Here is a 21,231-nt window from a genome sequence, read left to right on the forward strand (position 1 = left end):
CTTATGATTTTTTACGGGCAGATATCCCTGCAGCGTTTCCTACTTTTACAGATACGCCTTTAATTCATCCACCTTATCCAGCTTCTCCCACGGAAGATCCAGATCGTCGCGACCGAAATGTCCGTATGCAGCCGTCTGTTTGTAGATCGGGCGGCGCAGGTCAAGCATCTTGATGATGCCAGCCGGACGCAGGTCAAAGTGCTTGCGGATCATCTCAACCAGCTGATCCTCACGCAACTTGCTGGTTCCGAATGTATCTACCATGATGGAGGTCGGCTGTGCAACACCGATCGCATAGGAAAGCTGAATCTCACATCTGTCTGCCAGTCCGGCTGCTACGATGTTTTTCGCAACATAGCGGGCTGCGTATGCAGCAGAACGATCCACTTTTGTGCAGTCTTTTCCGGAGAATGCGCCGCCGCCGTGACGCGCCATGCCGCCGTAGGTGTCCACAATGATCTTACGTCCGGTCAGGCCGCTGTCTCCGTGCGGACCGCCGATAACGAAACGTCCGGTCGGATTGATAAAGAATTTTGTATTCTCATCAACCATCTCTGCCGGCAGAATCTCGTCAAATACATATTTTTTAATATCCTTATGGATCTGCTCCTGGGTTACTTCCTCGTCATGCTGGGTGGAAAGAACCACTGCATCCAGACGGGATGGTTTGCCGTTCTCATCGTACTCTACGGTTACCTGTGTCTTGCCGTCCGGGCGCAGGTAGCGCAGGGTTCCGTCTTTGCGGACCTTGGTCAGCTGGCGTGCCAGTTTGTGTGCCAGATAAATCGGATATGGCATATATTCATCCGTTTCGTTGGTCGCATAACCAAACATCATACCCTGATCGCCGGCACCGATTGCCTCCAGCTCCTCGTCGGTCATCTTGTTCTCTTTTGCTTCCAGCGCTTTATCAACTCCCATCGCGATATCCGGGGACTGCTCGTCCAGTGCCACGATCACGCCGCAGGTATCACAGTCAAAACCGTATTTCGCACGGTCATAACCGATCTCACGGACGGTATTGCGGACTACCTTCTGGATATCCACATAGCCTTTCGTTGTGATCTCGCCCATAACCATAACCAGACCGGTTGTCGTCGCCGTCTCACAAGCCACACGGCTCATCGGATCCTGCTCTAAGAGCGCGTCCAGAATCGCATCGGAAATCTGATCACACATTTTATCCGGATGTCCTTCGGTTACTGATTCAGATGTAAAAAGTAATCTCTCCATATTTCCTCCTTTGATAAGTTTGTCGTAAGACATAAAAAAAGTCCGCAGCAACACGGACTTGATTATCTCGATCAAATCCTCTTATTGCTCGATAAACCGATCTCCCGGTTCCTCGCTCAGGCTGGCACCTTCCGTTCCCTGCTGAGACCAATTTTCAGTCCCATGTAACGGGGTTGCCGTGACTTCATAGATCCTTTGTATCTCCATCACTCTGAATAAGGGATATATACGAACTTTTTAATTGTTAAAAGTTTCAACAGTACGATAACATACTCCGCGGTGTCTGTCAAGCAATATGTGACACCGCATTCTTTTTTATCAGCCCACTTTGAGTCTGAACTTCTGCGCCTCTTTCTCGGAATCGACTTTCTCGATCACCGCGCCAAGTCCCTGCAGCTTCTTCTCAAAATGCTCATAGCCTCTCTGGATATAACCGATCTCATCAACGGTCGTATATCCTTCCGCTGCCAGCCCCGCAATGACCAGGGCAGCGCCTGCGCGCAGATCTGGTGCCTCCACCTGTGCTCCAGTCAGCTTCTTCACGCCGGTAATGATCGCGGTATTGCCCTCAACCTTGATGCGTCCACCCATGCGGGCAAGTTCGTCCACATATTTAAAACGGTTTTCAAAAATACTCTCGGTCACTACACTGGTTCCCTCTGCCAGTGCCAGTGTCACGGTGATCTGCGGCTGCATATCAGTCGGAAATCCCGGATACGGAAGTGTCTTGATATCGGTATGCACATGGCTCGGGCGTCCCACAACACGAACCGCCTCATCAAACTCCGTCACCTCACAGCCCATCTCGATAAGCTTCGCAGAAATTGCTTCCAGATGCTTCGGAATGACATTCTGTACCATCACGTCGCCGCGGGTGATCGCTGCCGCACACATAAATGTACCTGCCTCGATCTGGTCCGGGATGATCGAATATTCGGTTCCATGCAGCTTGTGGACGCCGCGGATGCGGATCACGTCGGTTCCGGCACCCTTGACATTGGCTCCCATGCTGTTTAAGAAGTTCGCCACATCGACGACATGTGGTTCTTTCGCCGGATTCTCGATGATCGTCTCGCCCTCTGCCAGCGTCGCTGCCATCATGATATTGATCGTCGCGCCGACCGACACCATATCCAGATAAATATGGGTACCAACTAAATCAATCGCATGTGCGAGCACCGCGCCATTTTCCACCTGTACCTTCGCACCGAGGGCACGGAAGCCCTTTAAATGCTGGTCGATCGGACGGCTGCCGATGTTGCATCCGCCCGGAAGCGGAACCTGTGCGCTTTTATACTTGCCAAGCAGGGCGCCAATAAAATAGTAGGAAGCCCGGATCCGGCGGATGTACTCGTCATCCACATGGATCGCATGAATCCCCTTCGCATTGATGCGGACAGTGTGCCGGTCAATCCGGTCTACCATCGCGCCAATCTCCGAAACAGCCTCCAGAAACACGTTGATATCACGCACGTCCGGCAGATTTTCTATTAAAACATCCTCGTCCGTCAGAATCGATGCCGCCAAGATTCCCAGCGCCGCATTCTTCGCTCCGCTGATAGTCACTTCGCCTACCAGCGGATTTCCGCCCTTCATAATAAATTGTTCCATTCTGCACCTCAAAATCTATTATCTTACGATACTTACACGCGCCAGACGGCGCCTCAAATCTTTAATATTTTCTTAAATTTATATCATGTTATCTACATGATTATATCATAACATCTCAATTTGTAAAGCACTGGCTTTCCGTTTATTACTGTTCACGCATATGTGCCCAGTAATGGAATTTGCCGTGGCTTCGCATTCTAATACGGCAAATTCCTGCTGCCACCACGTTTTCTTACGGCACTTTCGGTTCCAAAAGTGCCTCCCCGTGAACAGTAACTTCCGTTTTCTCCTTAATTAGCAAGGAAACAGATGAAATCATTGCCTCCATTTCCCTCGAAAAATGCTGCTGCATCGTTGAGTCCCATCTTATCCGTGTAGGCAAATTCCGTGCCCGGATACCAGAGACAGGAGATGTTGTACGCGTCGTATCCACAGATCAAACCATAGCTTCCGTCTCCCAGATATGCCACCACTGGCATGCCCGCGTAGACAAAGTAGAGAATCTGGTTCAGCGTCAGCCCGCGTGCGTCGATTAACTCTGTGCCATCCGAGGAGGTCGTCTTTCCGTCCGCCATATCCGACAGATAGCGGCTGACGGTTCCCGCCATATTCTGTACGTCGCGGATTGTCTTCGCGTCGCTCCGGTTTGCTCTCACCCAGACAACCCGGTCATTTTCATCCGTTACGAGTCCCATGCCATCGTAAGCTGCCTGCACCGCGCTGGAAAATTCCGCATACGAGCCTTTCAGGCGTCCCTCGCTGTAGGCACTGTAAATCCGCTGTGCAGCCGCGCCATTGTTCTGAAGCACAATCACATCATTTTCTTCTGCTGCCACCTGCTTCGGAACATGCACCTTCGTGCTCCGTGCCGTCTTGCCTGCATCCAGCTTGACGCAGTAGAGACGCCCCTTTGCGCTGTCATTTAATGTAGCGATTCCATCCAGTGGATCTTTCGACACTTCCTCATTACAGACCAGCGTGTCCTCGTCCATCGGCTGATAGCCGCTTCCTATCTGGTGCATCCGTGACAGATGAACCCGGCTGTCCTGAATCCGCACATCCACCAGGCTGACACCCGGCTTCTCATAGCGGGTCTCCATCTCCATATTGCTGCCGACGATCTCGACCGCATACAGCGGAAGCCCCGTCACGCGTCCGTCCATCGTAAGCTGCTCGTTCGGATGGGCAAGCCCGTAGACTAAGTCGGTTCCGACAAATCCGATCAGCCGGATCACGGTCTGCTCCTGGAAGGAAATCTCATCCTTCTTGCCTGTCTCCAGATTCATGACATGCAGCTTGGTCGAACGGTAAATATCCGCCCCATCCTGCCACGCAATCCGGGAGGCATCCGTGCTGACTGCAAAATTTTCCTCCGTCAGGCCATCTGCCACCACCATGTACTCTTTTCCCGTCAGATCGACACTGTAAACCGCATGGTTCATCAGCACATACAGCGTCTGCCCGCCGCTTAAGTAGCACAGCTGGTTGATATCCTGGCGCAGGTTGCCGTAATCGGTCGATGCCGGCAGATACAGCCGCTCTGTCAGGGCATTTCCCGCAGTCTCATAGCGGTACAGCGCGATTCCCGTCGTTCCCTCGTGGTTACCGCGGCTCATATAGCCGTACACGGCAAAATCAATCTGGCCTGCCTCGCTCACATCCAGAATCTTGATTCCGTAGGTATCATAATTGACCCTCGTATCATTCTCGCTCTTGCGGAACGCAAATACCTTTGTGCTCTCTTTTTTTCCTGTATCATAAATCCAGAGCGCCCGGTTTGCCACAAAGGCACGGTATTTTCCCGCTTCATCCTGCATCGACTGCAGATCCTCCGCATCCGAAACCCCCAGCTGAATCCGGTCGCCAGAATAGGCGCTGCTCTCCCCCGTAAAAATCTGGTCCGCGCGGCGGTCATAATTCATCATGTAGATGCGCTGTGCGCCCAGCTTCATCGTGAAGCTCTCGATCACATCGTAATAAGCAGCCGCCTTGCCATCCTTCATCTCACTTACAACATACTTTAAATCGATCGTCCCAATGATGCCTTGCAGCTCCCGCAGATGAATTTCCGGTTCGCTGACCCGCTCCATCGAAAGCCCTTTCCAGGTCAGCTGGCTGAAATCGCTTTTTAACGTCACATGTCCCAACGAACTGTTGTCCGCATTCGGATCCGTCTCCAGATAGGTCGTCAGCTCCCTCGCTGAATCATAATCAAACGTCTTTTCAGAAAAGGACACCGCCAGATCGACCATCTCCTGCACACGGCTCTCCTGCTGCCACATCACGCGCGTGTAAAAATAGATCGCCGGGTGCTTTTCCGTCGTGATCGCAATCGTTAAGCGGTATTCGCTTTCCTCCGTCAGAAGGTTCTGGATCGGAAGCTCCGCAGAAACCTCTTCCCCTGACTGTTCCCAGTGGTCAAGCGTTGTCCGTTCTACCAGACGTTCGCCGTCCAGACTGCGGATCTCATACTGCATCCCCGTAATCTGGGAGTCCAGCTTGTCGATCGTCACCGACAGTTTCCGGTCTGCCGGAAGCAGCGTCAGATCCCCGCGTCCAGCCGCTTTCTGGCTGTCCTCCACGAAACCGTCCAGCTCGTTCATCCGCCGCCCCAGAATATTCACATAAGCGACTGGAAGGTTCGCGTCCTCAATCGAAGTATAGACTGCCCCATCCTCCCGCAGCTGCATCCAGGACCAGGTAAAATAACCGGCTACTGCCAGCACAAATAAGATCAGTAAAATCAGTATCTTTTTCAGGTTTTTCTTCATATATCAAATCAATTCCTTTTATCTCTCCACCATACCAGTTCCGTATCTTCACAGGTACAGGAAAATCTACCCGTCGAACTGTTTTTGTTTTGTCATGTACGCCAAAAACTGCCGCAGGCACCTATCTGTCCCGGCGGCAGCCTTTGTCTCAGTATAACACAAGCAGGCTTCAAATTCCAGAATTTCTATGATTTGTAAGAACTCCGATTTTTCACTCCGATTGTTCTTTTTCCAAATCGGCAAAATCCGTGTCACAACTGGATGTTACCGCATTTTGATTCAGAAAATTTGCACCCAAAAACCGCAATTTCAGCACTTCCGACACCGTCTTCGCTCCTGCAGCTCATTCATTAATAAAACCTGAAGAAAATCCTGAAGCGGCGCTCCCCACGGATTCCCCGGTCTCCCCGGACGCGGTTCCGGCGGCGGGGGCGGCGGTCCCCACGGATTTCCTGGTCCTCCCGGGCGCGGTCCCGGCGGCGGGGGCGGCGGTCCCCACGGATTTCCCGGTCCTCCCGGGCGCGGTCCCGGCGGCGGGGGCGGCGGTCCCCACGGATTTCCCGGTCCTCCCGGGCGCGGTCCCGGCGGCGGAGGCGGCGGTCCCCACGGATTTCCCGGTCCTCCCGGGCGCGGTCCCGGCGGCGGGGGCGGCGGTCCCCACGGATTTCCTGGTCCTCCCGGGCGCGGTCCCGGCGGCGGACTCCATGGACGGCGCTCCTGCGCGGTCAGATTCGGCTCATCCGCCTCCCACACCATATATCCAGCGTTTCCGCCCTTCTGTTCGCCCCGAAGTGGTCCATACCATACATCATTTCCAGGAAGATGCGGCTGTATGCTGGTTCCCGCCAGATTCTCTTCTCTTTCTCCACCAGGAGAATCTATTTTCAGGGAATTTTCCACCATCGCCGTTCCTTCTTCTGTGGATACGGTACCCACGTCCGCCGCCTTTATATAGGTCGTCAGTGTATCCGTCCTTTCCGTTCCAGCCGGATAAACCTTCTGCCATTTTTCCAGTGCCCGTTTTGTCAGTTTTTCCAGAAAGATCCGATCCGGATATTCATCATAGATGGGACTCCCCTCATACTCCAGCTCATCACAGACCGCTTCCACGCAAAGCTGCATCTGCTTACATGCAGCCGGATAAAGACTCTTAAAATATGCAAAATCCTGCATCGGACTGCCATTCCCCCTTAATTCAAGGCTTACATGGTATCCTATGCAGGATTTATGCGTATCATGTTATTCTCACGTACCGTTTTTCACGTTATCCTCTGCACAGCCGAATCAACTGTTCCTCAAATTATCAAAACAGTTTTTCCGGGTACACGCCCTCACGGATCAGCGCCCGGATCGACTCCGTCACACTCTCCTTATCCTCACGGTAGGTCACGCCAAACCAGCGGTCATGCGTCTCCAGAAGCTTCACCCGTGCGCGTCCGTCGTGGATCATCTGATCGATGATCGTCGGAAGCAGGTACTCCGACTTCACGTCGCCCTCTTTCAGCCCCGCAAGAAACTCTGGAAATCCTTTTTCCAGCTCCTCCACAAAGCCCGGTGTGAGTCCCCACATATTCATCGATACATGCTGGTTCTCCTGAACCGAAACCGGACTCCCCTCTTTATCCGTCGCCGTCATGCCGTCCGCTGTCTTCTGGATATTGTAGGTTTCGGTTACGCGTTTTAAAATCTCTCCCTCACCCACCTCACAGACGCCGCGTGTCACGCCGCCGTTCTCGCTGAGCGTATTTGCCAGAATAAAGCCACCCATACAGATATCATACACCGGTGCGTTCACGTCCATCTGTTCCACCATGTATGTATGAATCTTTCGGAACACTTCTTTTCCATAATAATCATCCGCATTGATCACCAGAAATGGCTCTTCGACCAGTCCGCGAATGCTCAAAATCGCCTGTCCGGTTCCCCACGGTTTTTTCCGGTCTGCCGGGACACTGAATCCCTCCGGTACATCCGAAAGCTCCTGAAATGCGTATGTCACCGGCGCAATCTTCTCAATCCGGTTCCCGATCACTTCTTTGAAGTCCTCCTCCAAATCATGGCGGATCACAAAGATAATCCGGTCAAATCCCGCTTCCAGCGCGTCATGGATGGAGTAATCCATAATGATCTCCCCATTCGGACCCACCGGCTCCAGCTGTTTGATCCCTCCGCCAAAACGGCTTCCGATTCCGGCTGCCATAATGACAAGTGCTGTTTTTTTCATCTTCCCTCTCCTCGTCCGTATATTTGCTGCCATCTGAACATTATGTGAACAACAACATTTTTACTGCAATCGTATATCCAGTATAGCACAGAACCCCTGTGGTTGCAATCATCCACAGGGGTTCCCATTTACACAACAAGGTATCATGGTTACCGTTCACGGGTAGGCACTTTTGGAACCGAAAGTGCCGTAAGAAAACGTGGTGGCAGCAGGAATTTGCCGTATTTAAATGCGAAGCCACGGCAAATTCCGTTACTGGGCACGTATGCGTGAACAGTAACTATCAGGGAGCACTTAATGGAACAGCGCCGTCACATTCGCCACTTCCTCCGCTGCCGACGCACGCGTCAGAGACGGTAAATCATAGAAGCAGTAACCGCTCACCTGTCCGGTTGCCCGTCCAGCCTGCACCTCGCGCTTCATGATATCATGATACCGCTGCCACTCCGGCACCTCGTTGCCGTCCACTGCATCTGTTCCGGTCTTATAGAGCGCCAGACCGACATACAGCTTCACATTGCCCTTCTTTTTCAGCGTCACCCACTCATTCAGGCAGTTTGCAAACGCATAGCCCGCTGCCTGGCCGTTCTGCTTCGCCTCAAATCCCCAGTAAATCTGCGGCATCAGGTAATCCACATAGCCGCTCTGGGTCATCCACGCATCCACATCTGTAAACTGGCGGGTATCTTTTCGGAGGTTCTGTAAATATCCCTCCGGGCTGATACCGAACAATGCCTGCGGACGGATCGACTTGACCGCACTGTAAACGCCCCTTACCAGCTCATTGACATTATTCCGTCTCCACGCCGCCACACTCAGCGATGTGCCGCCCGCCTGGTACTCCGGATAATCAAACCATGTTTCCGCCTTGCTGTCATCGAGATTCGGATAGAAATAATCATCAAAATGGATGCCATCCACCTCATAATTCGTCACGATCTCTTTCACACCGTCAATAATCAGCTGGCGCACCTGCGGAATCGCCGGATTGTAATAATACTCACCATTCTGGCACAATACCCACCGGTCATTCGAACTGTCCCCGTCCTTCGCCCACGCGATCGCCGGATTTGACGCACACAGATCCGAATAACGGTTCAGATACCCCGTGATCCGGTACGGATTGATCCACGCATGAAGCTGCAAGCCCCGCTGATGCGCCGCCTGCACCGCATATGCCAGCGGATCATACCCCGGATTCTTTCCCTGTTTTCCAGAGGCAAATTTCGACCACGGGAAATACTGTGACGGATACATCGCATCTCCATCCGGGCGAACCTGTAGGAAAACCGCATTTAACCCCTTCTGTACACAGAGGTCCAGTGTCTGATCCATCGCTTTCTTATATCCAGCCTCATCCTTCGCCCATCCATTCCAGTCCAGATACGAAACCCAGACACCTCTCATCTCTCCACTTCCAGGACTGCCGCCCGATACCGGACCCGCATACGCCTTCGAAACCGGCAGGAACAACATCCCCACCGCCAAAAGAAATGCTGCCACCCAGCCGATCGCCCTCTGTACCTGCTTTGCCATGCAAAATTCCTCCCCTCATTTCCTCCTATTCTACCAAATATTTCCAATAAATACTTTACTTTTTTCTGTCTCTTTTTTTTTCCAATACACAGGGACGAGCCCGCGAGGTCCGAACCGCCTTTCATATATCTTTGTACGCATCTTGAACACAGGTGTCCGAACAGGGCGGACGCAGTCCGTCATGGGCGAACATCTGTAGTGAAAGCAAGCGAACAAAGGTATATCGAAAGGGCGGTTCGGACCTCGTGGGCTCGTCCCGTCATTTTCACAACTATGTGCAAAAAAACCTCCCCTGACAGCCCTAAAGCCGCCAGAAGAGGCATTTTCATCATCACGAACAAAGCTCCCGCTTCTCCTTATAATGATGCTTCTCCTCCAGCATCATATCCTTCACCTTCATCAGGCGGATCTGCGTGCTTCTCTCATTTTCATCCAGCTTCATCGTGATATATTTGATATTTTTGCGCGCCTCCGGAATAATTACGTGTTCCAGCGCATTGACTCTCCGGCGCGTTTTCTCGATCTCGGCTGCCATGAGCTGGCAGGCTTTCTCTGTCTCGGACAGCCGCAGCATATCCGGCAGAATGTCCGCCAGCGACTTGACTGCCCCGTCCAGATCGCTCGAAGTAAACGCAAATCCATACGAGTAAATATCGTTCTCATCCGCCGTCCGGGTCTTATAATGGAACACCGGAATATCGACGCTCATTACATTTTTCTTGTCTGCCTCCAGATAAACCGCCTGTTTCGGCGCGGCAAGCGCGGTATTTAACGCCTGCTCGGACATCCCGGCTTTAGCGATGACGAAATTCACATTCGCACTCCTGATGCCCGCCTCCACTTTCTGGCGCAGCGCCATATTTTCCCGGACCAGATCCAGGAACTGGCGCATCAGCTCATCCCGCTTATCCTTCAGCAGTTTATGTCCCCGCGTGGCTGTCGCCAGCTTCTTTTTCAGCCTCGTAAGCTCCATTCGGGTCGGGTTGACCTGTGTCGATGCCATGCGTACCACCTCTCTCCTGCAATCACTTTGTCACGACAGATCCGCCAGCTCCCGCAGCCGCGTTATGACACGCCACTTTCGTTTTCAAGCGCATCCGCCATGCACAGGCATTTTTACTCTTTCCCATAATACAGATCCAGATACTTCTCATCGATACGTTTCAGCTCGCTTCTCGGCAGGATGGAAAGCAGTTTCCAGCCAATCCGCAGCGTCTCCTCGATATCGCGGTCCGTATTGTAGCCCTGGGAAACATATTCTTTTTCAAAGGCGTCCGCAAATTTTGCATAGATTAAGTCAACATCGGACAATGCCGCCTCGCCCAGGATCACCATGAGTTCCTTCGCTTCCTTGCCGCGCGCATACGCCGCAAAGAGCTGGTTTAAGGTGTTCGAATGGTCAGCACGCGTCTTGCCCTCGCCGATTCCCTTATCTTTCAGACGGGACAGCGACGGAAGTACGTCAATCGGCGGTGTGATGCCCTTGCGGTACAGATCACGGCTTAAGATAATCTGTCCCTCGGTAATATATCCGGTTAAGTCCGGAATCGGGTGCGTCTTGTCATCCTCCGGCATGGTTAAGATCGGAATCATCGTGATCGAACCATTCTTGCCTCTCTGGCGTCCGGCTCTCTCATACAGGGATGCAAGATCCGTGTACATATAACCCGGATAACCGCGGCGTCCCGGAACTTCCTTGCGGGCAGCCGAAATCTCTCGCAGCGCATCCGCGTAGTTCGTGATATCCGTCAGGATAACGAGAACGTGCATATTTTTCTCAAATGCCAGATACTCGGCAGCCGTCAGCGCCATACGCGGGGTCGCGATACGCTCAACCGCCGGATCGTTTGCCAGGTTGATAAACAGGACGGTACGGTCGATCGCGCCCGTCTCCTTAAAGCTCTCGGTAAAGAAATGCGCTTCCTCAAAGGTGATACCCATCGCCGCAAAGACAACGGCAAACGGTTCGTCCGTGCCGCGCACCTTCGCCTGTCTCGCAATCTGGGCTGCCAGATTCGCATGCGGCAGACCGGACGCCGAGAAAATCGGCAATTTCTGACCGCGAACCAGTGTATTCAGACCATCGATCGCGGAAACACCCGTCTGGATAAACTCCTGCGGATAGCTTCTCGCCGCCGGGTTCATCGGCAGACCATTGATATCGCGGCGTTCCTCCGGCAGGATCTCCGGACCGCCGTCGATTGGATTGCCCAGACCGTCAAAGACGCGTCCCAGCATATCCTCCGATACGCCAAGTTCCATCGTTCTGCCTAAAAAACGCACCTTACTATTTGAAAGGTTGATACCCGTGGAACTCTCAAAAAGCTGTACCAGCGCATTGCCGCCGTCGATCTCCAGCACCTTGCAGCGTCTCTTTTCGCCGCTCGCCAGCTCGATCTCACCCAACTCGTCATAGGTAACATTTTCCACGCCCTGCACCAGCATCAGAGGACCTGCAACCTCCTGTATGGTTCTATATTCTTTCGGCATTTAGAATGCCCCCTTTCCAGCCGCATCGGCAACCTCTTTCGCAAGTTCATCGAGGACCGCCTGATACTCTTTCTCCACGTCTTCTGCCTTCGTATATTTAAAACGTCCTATCTGCTCGCGCACCGGCATCTTGATGAGATTCTGGATGGAAGCGCCGCCTTCCAGCGCTTTCTTCGACTGCTCATAGAACGCCAGCACCAGCTTCATCATGCGGAACTGTTTCTGCAATGGTGTATACGTGTCAATCTCATGGAAGGAGTTCTGATGCAGGAAATCCTCACGGATCGAGCGCGCCGCTTCCATTTTCAGGCGGTCGATCGGGGACAGTGCATCCATGCCGACCATCTTTACGATCTCCTCCAGCTCTGCCTCTTCCTGCAGAAGGCTCATAAGACCCTGGCGGCAGCTCATCCACTCATCCGATACATTCTCATCAAACCATTTTCCCAGATTGTCCACATACAGGGAATAACTGGTCAGCCAGTTGATCGCCGGGAAATGGCGCTTGTATGCCAGCGCTGAATCGAGTCCCCAGAATACCTTGACGATACGCAACGTCGCCTGGGAAACCGGCTCGGAAATATCGCCGCCTGGCGGGGATACGGCTCCGATTGCGGACAGCGCGCCCTCGCGTCCGTCCCTGCCAAGGCAGATGACATGACCGGCACGCTCATAGAACTGTGCCAGACGGCTTCCTAAGTAGGCCGGATAACCTTCCTCGCCCGGCATCTCTTCCAGACGTCCCGACATCTCTCGCAGCGCCTCCGCCCATCGGGAGGTGGAATCCGCCATCAGTGCCACCGAATAACCCATGTCGCGGAAATACTCTGCGATCGTGATACCCGTGTAAATCGATGCCTCGCGGGCTGCTACCGGCATATCCGAAGTATTGGCAATCAGCACGGTCCGCTGCATCAGGGAGTGCCCGGTCTTTGGATCCTTTAACTCCGGGAACTCATTTAAAACATCCGTCATCTCGTTGCCGCGCTCACCGCAGCCGATGTAAACAACAATGTCCGCTTCCGCCCATTTCGCCAGCTGGTGCTGGATGACGGTCTTGCCGCTTCCGAACGGTCCCGGTACGGCTGCCACGCCGCCCTTGGCGATCGGGAAGAATGCGTCAACGACACGCTGTCCGGTGATCAGCGGTTTTACCGGCGGCAGCTTCGTCTGATACGGACGTCCGCGCCGAACCGGCCATTTCTGCATCATTGTAAGCTCTTTTTCGCCGTTTTCCGTCTCAATGACCGCTACAGTTTCCTCCACCGTAAATTCACCGCTCTTGATCTCTTTGACGGTACCTTTTACACCATACGGCACCATAATCTTATGCTCAATGATCAGCGTCTCCTGCACGGTACCGATGATGTCGCCTGCTTCCACACTGTCGCCCGCTTTCACGGTCGGCACAAACTGCCATTTCTTATCACGCTTTAAAGACGGAACCTCAACGCCGCGCTTTAAGTTGTTGCTGCCCGTCTCCTTCATGATATCGTCCAGCGGCCGCTGGATTCCATCGTAGATACTCGTCAGGAGTCCCGGTCCCAGTTCAACCGAAAGCGGCACATCCATCGACTCTACCGGCTCGCCAGGTCCTAAACCGGAAGTCTCCTCATATACCTGAATCGACGCTTCATCTCCGTGAATCTCTATGATCTCGCCAATCAGACGTTCGTCGCTGACGCGGACGACGTCAAACATATTGGCATCCCGCATCCCGCTGGCGATAACCAGCGGTCCTGCTACCTTCTTTATCGTTCCTTTGCTCATTGGAAGGTTTCACCCACCTTTCTATCATGCATCTCCAAACAGAATATCCGATCCAACTGCCTGTTCCACCGAATGCTTGACCGACTCCACGCCCTTTCCCGTATTCCCGGAAATACCCGGAATCAGGATCACGGACGGAAGCGGCTGTTCCCGGTAGCGGTCGATGGCTGTCTCAATCCCGGCAGCCGCCGCCTCGGTGATATAGATCACCGCGTAGGAACCAGAAGCCAGTTCCAGAAATACTTTCTCCGTCTCATTTACATCGGACACCGGAAATGTCTCCAGTCCCAGCGCCGCAAATCCGTAGATGCTGTCGTAATCTCCGACTACTGCAACCTTATACATACATCTCCCTTATCCTTTCCCGAATCTGTTCCTCCTCAAGACCGTTCAGACGGGCGGTCAGGATGATACGGACCGTTTTGATCTCATTTTCCTTCGCCAGTATATAGGCAACCAGCGGTCCCGCCGTAAACGGGTTGTATTTCTGCGGCTTGATCGTCTCGATCAGCTGATTGTCACACCACCGCTCAAACGCCGACGGCGATTCCTTTAATGCCTGCGCGCCGCCCCCATAGCGGGTTCCTTCCAGATACTCGCAGATCGCGCCGACACCGCCAAGAGCCGCCTGTGACAGGCGCTCGATATTCAAGCTATCGCACGGTGCCATCGCGCGCCGCATAAAATCCAGATGTTTTCCCGTCTTCTGGGAGCGCACCGCTATCTTGATATCCGCCACCGCGACCGTTGTCTCGGCATAATCGCGGATGATCGCGTCGGACGCATTCTTTCCGCACTCATAGATAGCTGCGAGCGCCGACCGGTCAACAATGATATCGCAGAGCTGCCCGTCGCCCGTGTGCAGAAATGTCTCGCTGGCTTCCTTCGCCGCCTCCCGCATATGTGCCGGAAGCGCCTGCCAGTCCTTCTCCGCCACGATCTTCGACATCCGCGCGCCGTCCACCTCGCAGTCGTCAAAATAGACATTGCCGTGGCTGCCCGGCGCCGCTGCATCCTTGATCGCCGCCTTTAAATTGTGGTAGAGATCCCCGTAGGAAAGCACTGCCAGGATCGCGTCGTCGCCCTTCAAAAGGTCGCGGACCGTCTCCCAGGATTTCGCCTTCTCCCGGGTCAGGATCGCCTCCGCGCTGAGCGGTGTATCTGCATCCCCCCAGCCGTGTTCGGTCAGGAAACGCAGCGCCCCCTCGTAGCTTTTTACGGACAGCAGCTGTTCAATCTGTGCGGAGGAAAAAAGCCCATTTTCCAGTGCCCGGATCCGGGCGACCGCGTAGGCATATTTTGTATCAGACATATAAGCCCTCCTTACCTTCTCCCGCCGTTATCCAAACAGCATCGCATGTACCTTGTCCGCCAGCTCATCCCGCTGCGACGCAAACAACGCCCCGGCAGAACAATTTTCCTCGACGCCGCCGTACACCAGAACAAAGCCCCCGTCGATCTCCCTCGGTTCTTTTTTCAGTACCAGGCTTCCGCCTTTTTCCTGCGCCGCCTTCTCTATCTTTGCCGGAAAATCATCCGGCATCCGCTCTAAATCACGTTTTGAAACATAGATTTCTCCTGCCCGATCCGTCACGAACCGGGAAAGAAGCTGCTCCATCCATGCAAAATACGCCTCATCCGGCTTTGCCAGCAGCTCCCTGTGTGCCGCCGCAAGCATTTCCTCGATGATCGCCTGCTTTGCCGCAAGGATCGCCTGGCGCTTCTTTAGCGCCGCCGAAGAACGAAGCCGTTCCTCATAGCTTTTTTCACGCTGCGCCGCCGATTTCGCCTGCTCTTCCTCCAGCTTTTTTACCTTTTCACCGGCTGCCGCAAGGGTCGTCTCCGCTTCACCGGCTGCTTTTTCCTGAATCGCAAGCGATTCCTGCTTTGCATCGTCAAGGATCTGAGCAATAATCTTATCTAATCCATTCATACGCTTCACTCCTTAACTGATTTTGATTCTTTCCGCCGTGCCAGATTACAGTGCATTGATTGCCAGAATCGAAACCAGAAGTGCCAGAATCGCATAGGTCTCAACCATCGCCGGGAACAGCATCGCTTTACCAAACTGTTCCGGTTTCTTCGCTACGATACCGATGGAAGCAACCGACGTTCTTCCCTGATGTCTCGCCGATACCAGACCAACCACGCCGATCGGAAGGCATGCTGCCAGATATAAGAGTCCCTGGGAGATCGACATGCTCATGTCAGCGCCGCCGCCAAGAAGACCAATCTTAGAAAGAGCGATGAAACCAACCAGCAGACCGTAGATACCCTGGGTACCCGGAAGCAGCTGGAGCAGAAGCACCTTCGCGAATTTATCCGGATCCTCGGTTACGACTCCGGCTGCTGCCTGACCTGCCACGCCTACGCCGTAGGCTGAACCCATACCTGCAAGAATAACCGCCACTGCAACTCCCAACAATGCAAATACAATTCCGCTCATATTTAATCCTCCTTGATTTCCACGTATTTTGTTATCTGCTTAAACGGACGGAACGCCTTTCCGCCACCCTCATAGAACTTTCCGAAAAACTCGACGTACTGCAGACGGCAGGTATGCACATACGCGCCGAGCAGGTTGATCGCCAGGTTAAACAGGTGTCCGAAGCAGAATACCAGTATAAATACAATCACGCCAAATACATTATTTCCAACCATACTTCCCATCTGGTTGATAACCGATGCGATAACGCCGGTTGCCAGTCCGAGCGCCAGAAGGCGCGAGTAGGAAAGCACATCCGACACCCATCCGGTAATATTATACAAATCATATGCGCCAAGCGCCAGCCGCAGGATCGGATTCTTCTTGTCGCGCGCCGACATCACCAGAATTCCCAGCGCGCCCACGATCGCCATTCCCTTTGCCAGCGAATTAAGCACCGGCGGGAATACGATATTCATCTGCGCGATGGAACCAAACAGTTCCGTCGGAAGCAGCATCAGGATCAGCCCCAGAAGCAGGAGGTACCAGAGTACCACGTCGCAGATAAAATCCACAACCTTGCCATCCTTTAAGAGCATATATCCTTTCAGTCCCAGCCCCAGGAATAAGTGAATCACGCCAAATAACATCGAATAAACCAAAAGCTTCATCGGGTCATTTAGCGGGACAAACCAGAGCGCCGGTATCGTCACCGTATGTCCAAAATACGTCCGGCTCACGATGTCCACCGCATCTCCGAAATAACCGCCGAACATGACGCCCCAGAACAGGGTCGAAAGTCCGCAGTACATAAAGAGCCGCAGTGATTTCCGCAGGTTTTCTTCCATCCTTGGGAATTTCTTAAGTGCCAGGAAGCACATCAAAAATACAATAAATCCGTATGCCGCATCTGAAAGCATCAGACCAAACAAAAATACATAGCACGCTGCCATGATGCCGGTCGGGTCCATCTCCCCCTTCGCCGGTAAGCCAAAGGACGCGGTCACGCCCTCCGCCGACGCCGCGAAGGTTCCGTTGGAGAGAAGCACCGGTGCTTCCTCATCCTCCGGCACATCCGAACTTTCCACTGCAAGTTCAAACCGGCTATTCAGCTTCTCCTCCAGTCCTTTCGCATCGCGCTTCGGGATAAATCCCGTGATCATACACGTTTTTTCCGACTGTAAGATCTCGCCGAGCGCCTCATACTTCTGTGCCCTCAGGCGGTAATAGTCGGATAACAATTTCAAATCTTCCCTCGCCGGAGCGCACTGTTTCAGTTCTTCTTCCGTCGCTGCCGCGCGTCCCTCATGCTCTGCCGCCTGCGCTTTGAGTTTCTTAGCGTAAGCTGCCGGAACTTCCTCCACCGGACGCGCCGGACGGGCAAATCCAATCGACCGGAGTGCTGTCTCCAGCTTCTCCTCGTCCTCTTTCAGGCAAATTACCGCAATGCAGGTCTGGTCGGCGTCGCTTCCGACAACCTCCAGCTCCCATTTTTCAAGCTGCGGCTCCTGTTTTGCCACCGAAGCGTAAATTTCTTCCTGCGTATAAGCGCCTCCGCCGACCGCGCCGACTAAGATAGCACACCGTTTCGTCTCCTGATACGCAAGTGGAATCTCCAGCTTCTGCCACGGTTTCAGGCTTTCCGCCTCCGCCAGCAGTCTAAGCGCCGCAGTCTTTTCCTCCGTGATCTGCTTTTGCAGGTTCAAAATGCGTTCCGCCTGACCTAAAAGCGCCTCTGCGTTCGCCTCCGTCTCCCGGTACGCGCCTGCCTTTGCAAGCGGCTTTCCGGCAAGTCCAGCAAGCATCGATGTTTCCTCCGGAACCACCGCGGCAAGCACTTCCAATGCGCGATCCGCCGTCGCCGCATTTCGCTCAAACTTCTGCCGATCCTCCAGCGTGTCCGTCCGCTTAAATACCTCGTCCGGCTCCGCCTCCGCAGAGAGCTCCAGCACTCCGGCAGCCTGCAGAAACTCCATCAGGGACTTACGGTCCTTCTTCAGGGCACAGATACATAGCTTTTGCATCTGCAATACTGCCATATCTACATCCCTCCATTCACTAGACCAGTTCCGCTATGAGCCGGTCAACCACCTCCGGTTTCCGTCTGTCCGCCGTCTCTCTGAGCGTCTGACACTCCGCCTCGGCTTCTGCCAGTGCCTGTTTTACGTACTCCTCCCCTCTGAGAGTCAGTTCTTCTTCCTGCTTCACAGCTGCTTCTTTCCCCCTTTTCTGTGCATCTGCGAGCATTCGATCCGCTTCTGCCTCCGCCTCCGCCTTAACGCGGCGTGCATCCTCCGAAGCCTGCGCGACCAGTTCCGATGCCTTCGCCTCTGCGTCCTCGACCGCCTGGATCGTCTCCTTGATCATTGAACCACCACCTTTTCCCCTAATTTTTTTCAACAATAATGCAATATCCTTATTATGTTTCACATCCTCCCATTCCATACAATTCGCTGATTCGAAGCATCAAAAGCACATGGAAAATAAATAAGTTTTCTCGCATTTGTATACTATTATAACTTTTTCAATCAGTTTTGTCTATTAAATGTTTTAATTTTGAAAAGATTATACATACATCTTAATTTATGAAAAAAAATTTCGGTTCTCATGAAAAACAGTGTTTGTTTCCACAAAAAAAGCTGCCAGACAATTGTTGCTCTTCCACAAACCACTGTCTGGCAGTCTCCTATTATATATTTATTTTTATGCGAGCCATCCGATCGAATTAAGAAAATAGACCCACAAAAAGATCGTCACAACCGAGGCGACCGTGCTCAGCACGACAAACTGTCCCGCCAGCTCGCCATCGCCGCCCATATTCTGCGCCATCGCATAGGACGCCGTCGCAACCGGAGTCGCGTACATTTCAAAGTAAACAAAACGTTCCACACCGGAAAAGCCGAGCAGCGTCGCAACCGCCAGAACCACTGCCGGCAGGATCACCATCTTGAAGGTTATCGACGGAACCACATATTTCAGATTGCCGCCGATCGCATTGAAATGCAGCGTTCCGCCCAGTACGAACAGCGCCAGCGGTGTTGTCAGATTGGCAAACTGCTTGATCGGTCCTTCCACGGAAACCGGAAGTTTAATCCCTAATATATGGAAGATAAAGCCCAGGAGCGCGCCGCGGATCATCGGATTTTTCAGGATATTCTTAATCAAAACAGAAACCGGGACCTTGCCGCCCCGGAACAATTCCAGAATCACGACCGCCGTTATGTTGTAGACCGGAATCACGATCGCCACCATCATCGTCGCCAGCAGTGTTCCCTCCTCACCGAACACGCTGGTTGCCAGCGGAATGCCGAACAGGACGAAATTGCTGCGGTAAATCGCCTGGATGATAACGCCGCGCCTCTCATTTTCCTTTACCAGACGCGGAACCACAGCAAGCAGAACCGCCTGCAAAAGCAGCACGCTGATAATGGCGACTGCCACCAGGCGCAGATTTAATGTCATTCCCTCCGGAATGGAATACAGGTTGTTAAACATCAGAATCGGAAAGAATGCCTGAAAGATCACTTTATTCAGGCGCTTCATAAAATCCTCATCCGCCAGCCCCGCCATCCTGACTCCATATCCAAATGCGATATAAAGCAGAAACGGAAGGACTGTATTAAGTGCAAATAAAAAATTTTCCATATAATTCCTGCCACTTTCTTCTTAATTGCTTTGTTCTGGACGCGGTTTCTATCCAATCAGACCGCACCCCTTTAATCACCAGATTTATTATATACCCCATCCAAGAAATCGACAAGAAAAATTCAAGCGCGCCGTCCTCATAAACAGTTCCGAAAAAGTTTCGAATTATGTAATACTCGTTTAGATTTATTTTAGATATTGGTCAAAATATGGACACAATTATCCAGTATTATAATGGCATAACATCAATGAGGCAGATGACACTACAAGATGCGCGCAATCGTTATCTGGCTCGACTAACAACAATTTCCTTTATATAGATATTTCTTCGCAGTCTTTTATCCCCCTTCGGCTGTGAAGAACACCCACCTTGGGTACAAAAAAGAGACGGTTTGACGCCGTCTCTTTTTATGTACTCTGCAAACTACCAGGAAAGCACCTCATGGCCATCCTCGGTTACCAGCACCTGAATCTCCCACTGGGCGGATGCTTTTCCATCCTTCGTGTATACACTCCAGTCGTCATCGCCGTCCACGAATACTTCCTCGGTTCCCTCGTTGATCATCGGCTCGATCGTGAACATCATGCCCGGTGCAAACATCATGCCGGTGCCTCTCTGACCAATATATCCAACCCACGGATCCTCATGGAACTCGATGCCAACGCCGTGACCGCCGATCTCACGAACCACAGAATAGCCATTTTCTTCCGCATGCTTCTGGACCGCTTCCGCCATATCGCCCATGAAGCCCCACGGTTTTACCTGCTCCAGACCTAATTCCACACACTCTTTGACAACGTTCACCAGTTTTTTATGTTCCGGGCTGACATTTCCGATGCAGAACATACGGGAAGAATCCGCATAATAGCCGTGATAAATGGTCGAAACATCCACGTTGATGATATCGCCATCCTTTAATACGACATCCTCTGACGGAATGCCATGGCAGACCTGGTCATTGATGGATGTGCACACGCTCTTCGGGAATCCTTCATAGCCAAGCGGCGCCGGAATTCCGCCCATGCGGGTTGTCTCATTGTATACCCACTGATCGATCTCCTCGGTTGTGACGCCAGCCTTGATATGCTCAGCCACATAGTCCAGAACTGCCACATTGATCTTGCAGCTCTCGCGGATCCCCTCGATCTGCTCCGGGGTCTTGATCATGTCGTGATCCGGGATCTGATATCCGGCGTCCGCCGCCTCCATCAGCTTCTCGTCAAACGCCTCATGGCAATGTTTGTACTTCTTTCCGCTTCCACACCAGCACAGATCATTTCTTCCTAATTTTTTCATCTTACTTTCATTCCTTTCGCCCTGCACTCCGGCAGCCCGTTTGTCACTTTCTAACAGGCGGGTCAGCCTGCTTCCCTCATTCGGGAGACTGTTTGGAGTTTAACACACCGACGCTAAAAATGCAATGAAATCGCCCTTATCCAGCCAGATTCTCAATAATTGTGTTACTGTTTTTATCCCAAATTTTCACGATTTTTTCAACTTTTTAACAGTCTTCCTCTCTATTTTT

Annotated in this window: 17 protein-coding genes and 1 riboswitch; all 17 genes read right to left on the bottom strand. The window is 52.7% G+C overall.

Annotated features, from left to right (window positions below):
• Positions 1–45: 45 nt before the first annotated feature.
• Positions 46–1,233 (bottom strand): methionine adenosyltransferase, encoded by a 1,188-nt coding sequence (metK, locus tag C7U56_RS07940; RefSeq protein ID WP_022359473.1) that lies wholly within the window; start codon positions 1,231–1,233, stop codon positions 46–48.
• A gap of 78 nt (positions 1,234–1,311) precedes the next feature.
• A riboswitch (SAM riboswitch) is annotated at positions 1,312–1,455 on the bottom strand.
• A gap of 96 nt (positions 1,456–1,551) precedes the next feature.
• Entirely contained in the window at positions 1,552–2,844 is a 1,293-nt protein-coding gene (locus C7U56_RS07945; protein ID WP_022359474.1) for a UDP-N-acetylglucosamine 1-carboxyvinyltransferase, read from the bottom strand.
• A gap of 290 nt (positions 2,845–3,134) precedes the next feature.
• Complete coding sequence (locus C7U56_RS07950; RefSeq protein ID WP_107000822.1) at positions 3,135–5,615, bottom strand: hypothetical protein; 2,481 nt, start codon at positions 5,613–5,615, stop codon at positions 3,135–3,137.
• 309 nt (positions 5,616–5,924) lie between these two features.
• Positions 5,925–6,788: a hypothetical protein gene (locus C7U56_RS15615; RefSeq protein ID WP_181357202.1), complete on the bottom strand. Its 864-nt coding sequence runs from the start codon at positions 6,786–6,788 to the stop codon at positions 5,925–5,927.
• Positions 6,789–6,918: 130 nt separating this feature from the next.
• Positions 6,919–7,839 (bottom strand): nucleotidyltransferase family protein, encoded by a 921-nt coding sequence (locus C7U56_RS07960; RefSeq protein WP_107000823.1) that lies wholly within the window; start codon positions 7,837–7,839, stop codon positions 6,919–6,921.
• Between the two features lie 294 nt (positions 7,840–8,133).
• A complete protein-coding gene (locus tag C7U56_RS07965) occupies positions 8,134–9,375 on the bottom strand; it encodes a glycoside hydrolase family 10-like protein (protein ID WP_107000824.1) in 1,242 nt (413 codons plus the stop codon).
• A gap of 331 nt (positions 9,376–9,706) precedes the next feature.
• Positions 9,707–10,378, bottom strand: coding sequence for a V-type ATP synthase subunit D (locus C7U56_RS07970; RefSeq protein WP_022358661.1), 672 nt, complete (start codon positions 10,376–10,378; stop codon positions 9,707–9,709).
• Positions 10,379–10,491: 113 nt separating this feature from the next.
• Positions 10,492–11,865 carry a V-type ATP synthase subunit B gene (locus tag C7U56_RS07975; RefSeq protein ID WP_022358662.1) on the bottom strand — a complete coding sequence of 458 codons (1,374 nt, stop codon included), beginning with the start codon at positions 11,863–11,865 and terminating at the stop codon, positions 10,492–10,494.
• Entirely contained in the window at positions 11,866–13,635 is a 1,770-nt protein-coding gene (locus tag C7U56_RS07980; RefSeq protein ID WP_107000825.1) for a V-type ATP synthase subunit A, read from the bottom strand. It lies immediately after the preceding gene.
• 24 nt (positions 13,636–13,659) lie between these two features.
• Positions 13,660–13,980 carry a V-type ATP synthase subunit F gene (locus C7U56_RS07985; RefSeq protein WP_107000826.1) on the bottom strand — a complete coding sequence of 107 codons (321 nt, stop codon included), beginning with the start codon at positions 13,978–13,980 and terminating at the stop codon, positions 13,660–13,662.
• On the bottom strand, positions 13,973–14,947 hold the full coding sequence (locus C7U56_RS07990; RefSeq protein ID WP_107000827.1) for a V0D/AC39 family V-type ATPase subunit: 975 nt from the start codon (positions 14,945–14,947) through the stop codon (positions 13,973–13,975). Before C7U56_RS07990 ends, C7U56_RS07985 begins: the two co-directional genes overlap by 8 nt.
• Positions 14,948–14,974: 27 nt before the next feature.
• Positions 14,975–15,568, bottom strand: coding sequence for a V-type ATP synthase subunit E (locus C7U56_RS07995; protein WP_107000828.1), 594 nt, complete (start codon positions 15,566–15,568; stop codon positions 14,975–14,977).
• Positions 15,569–15,613: 45 nt separating this feature from the next.
• Positions 15,614–16,081 carry a V-type ATP synthase subunit K gene (locus C7U56_RS08000; protein WP_022358667.1) on the bottom strand — a complete coding sequence of 156 codons (468 nt, stop codon included), beginning with the start codon at positions 16,079–16,081 and terminating at the stop codon, positions 15,614–15,616.
• A gap of 2 nt (positions 16,082–16,083) precedes the next feature.
• Positions 16,084–18,099, bottom strand: a complete 2,016-nt coding sequence (locus C7U56_RS08005; RefSeq protein ID WP_107000829.1) for a V-type ATP synthase subunit I — start codon at positions 18,097–18,099, stop codon at positions 16,084–16,086.
• A gap of 19 nt (positions 18,100–18,118) precedes the next feature.
• Entirely contained in the window at positions 18,119–18,460 is a 342-nt protein-coding gene (locus tag C7U56_RS08010; protein ID WP_146143917.1) for an SPFH domain-containing protein, read from the bottom strand.
• A 303-nt stretch (positions 18,461–18,763) separates the two neighbouring features.
• A complete protein-coding gene (locus tag C7U56_RS08015) occupies positions 18,764–19,705 on the bottom strand; it encodes an AEC family transporter (protein WP_107000831.1) in 942 nt (313 codons plus the stop codon).
• Between the two features lie 424 nt (positions 19,706–20,129).
• Positions 20,130–21,002, bottom strand: coding sequence for a methionyl aminopeptidase (locus C7U56_RS08020; RefSeq protein ID WP_107000832.1), 873 nt, complete (start codon positions 21,000–21,002; stop codon positions 20,130–20,132).
• Between the last annotated feature and the right edge of the window lie 229 nt (positions 21,003–21,231).

Origin of the sequence: Clostridium fessum, assembly GCF_003024715.1 — a bacterium.
GTDB classification, from domain to species: Bacteria; Bacillota; Clostridia; order Lachnospirales; family Lachnospiraceae; genus Otoolea; species Otoolea fessa.

Excerpts from the sequence above, each read along its gene's own strand:
- C7U56_RS07980 (WP_107000825.1), bottom strand. The coding sequence starts at position 13,635 with ATGAGCAAAGGAACGATAAAGAAGGTAGCAGGACCGCTGGTTATCGCC.
- C7U56_RS07950 (WP_107000822.1), bottom strand. The coding sequence starts at position 5,615 with ATGAAGAAAAACCTGAAAAAGATACTGATTTTACTGATCTTATTTGTG.
- C7U56_RS07975 (WP_022358662.1), bottom strand. The coding sequence starts at position 11,865 with ATGCCGAAAGAATATAGAACCATACAGGAGGTTGCAGGTCCTCTGATG.
- metK (WP_022359473.1), bottom strand. The coding sequence starts at position 1,233 with ATGGAGAGATTACTTTTTACATCTGAATCAGTAACCGAAGGACATCCG.
- C7U56_RS08005 (WP_107000829.1), bottom strand. The coding sequence starts at position 18,099 with ATGGCAGTATTGCAGATGCAAAAGCTATGTATCTGTGCCCTGAAGAAG.
- C7U56_RS08015 (WP_107000831.1), bottom strand. The coding sequence starts at position 19,705 with ATGGAAAATTTTTTATTTGCACTTAATACAGTCCTTCCGTTTCTGCTT.
- C7U56_RS07985 (WP_107000826.1), bottom strand. The coding sequence starts at position 13,980 with ATGTATAAGGTTGCAGTAGTCGGAGATTACGACAGCATCTACGGATTT.
- C7U56_RS07965 (WP_107000824.1), bottom strand. The coding sequence starts at position 9,375 with ATGGCAAAGCAGGTACAGAGGGCGATCGGCTGGGTGGCAGCATTTCTT.
- C7U56_RS07945 (WP_022359474.1), bottom strand. The coding sequence starts at position 2,844 with ATGGAACAATTTATTATGAAGGGCGGAAATCCGCTGGTAGGCGAAGTG.
- C7U56_RS08000 (WP_022358667.1), bottom strand. The coding sequence starts at position 16,081 with ATGAGCGGAATTGTATTTGCATTGTTGGGAGTTGCAGTGGCGGTTATT.
- C7U56_RS15615 (WP_181357202.1), bottom strand. The coding sequence starts at position 6,788 with ATGCAGGATTTTGCATATTTTAAGAGTCTTTATCCGGCTGCATGTAAG.
- C7U56_RS07960 (WP_107000823.1), bottom strand. The coding sequence starts at position 7,839 with ATGAAAAAAACAGCACTTGTCATTATGGCAGCCGGAATCGGAAGCCGT.
- C7U56_RS07995 (WP_107000828.1), bottom strand. The coding sequence starts at position 15,568 with ATGAATGGATTAGATAAGATTATTGCTCAGATCCTTGACGATGCAAAG.
- C7U56_RS07990 (WP_107000827.1), bottom strand. The coding sequence starts at position 14,947 with ATGTCTGATACAAAATATGCCTACGCGGTCGCCCGGATCCGGGCACTG.
- C7U56_RS07970 (WP_022358661.1), bottom strand. The coding sequence starts at position 10,378 with ATGGCATCGACACAGGTCAACCCGACCCGAATGGAGCTTACGAGGCTG.
- C7U56_RS08020 (WP_107000832.1), bottom strand. The coding sequence starts at position 21,002 with ATGAAAAAATTAGGAAGAAATGATCTGTGCTGGTGTGGAAGCGGAAAG.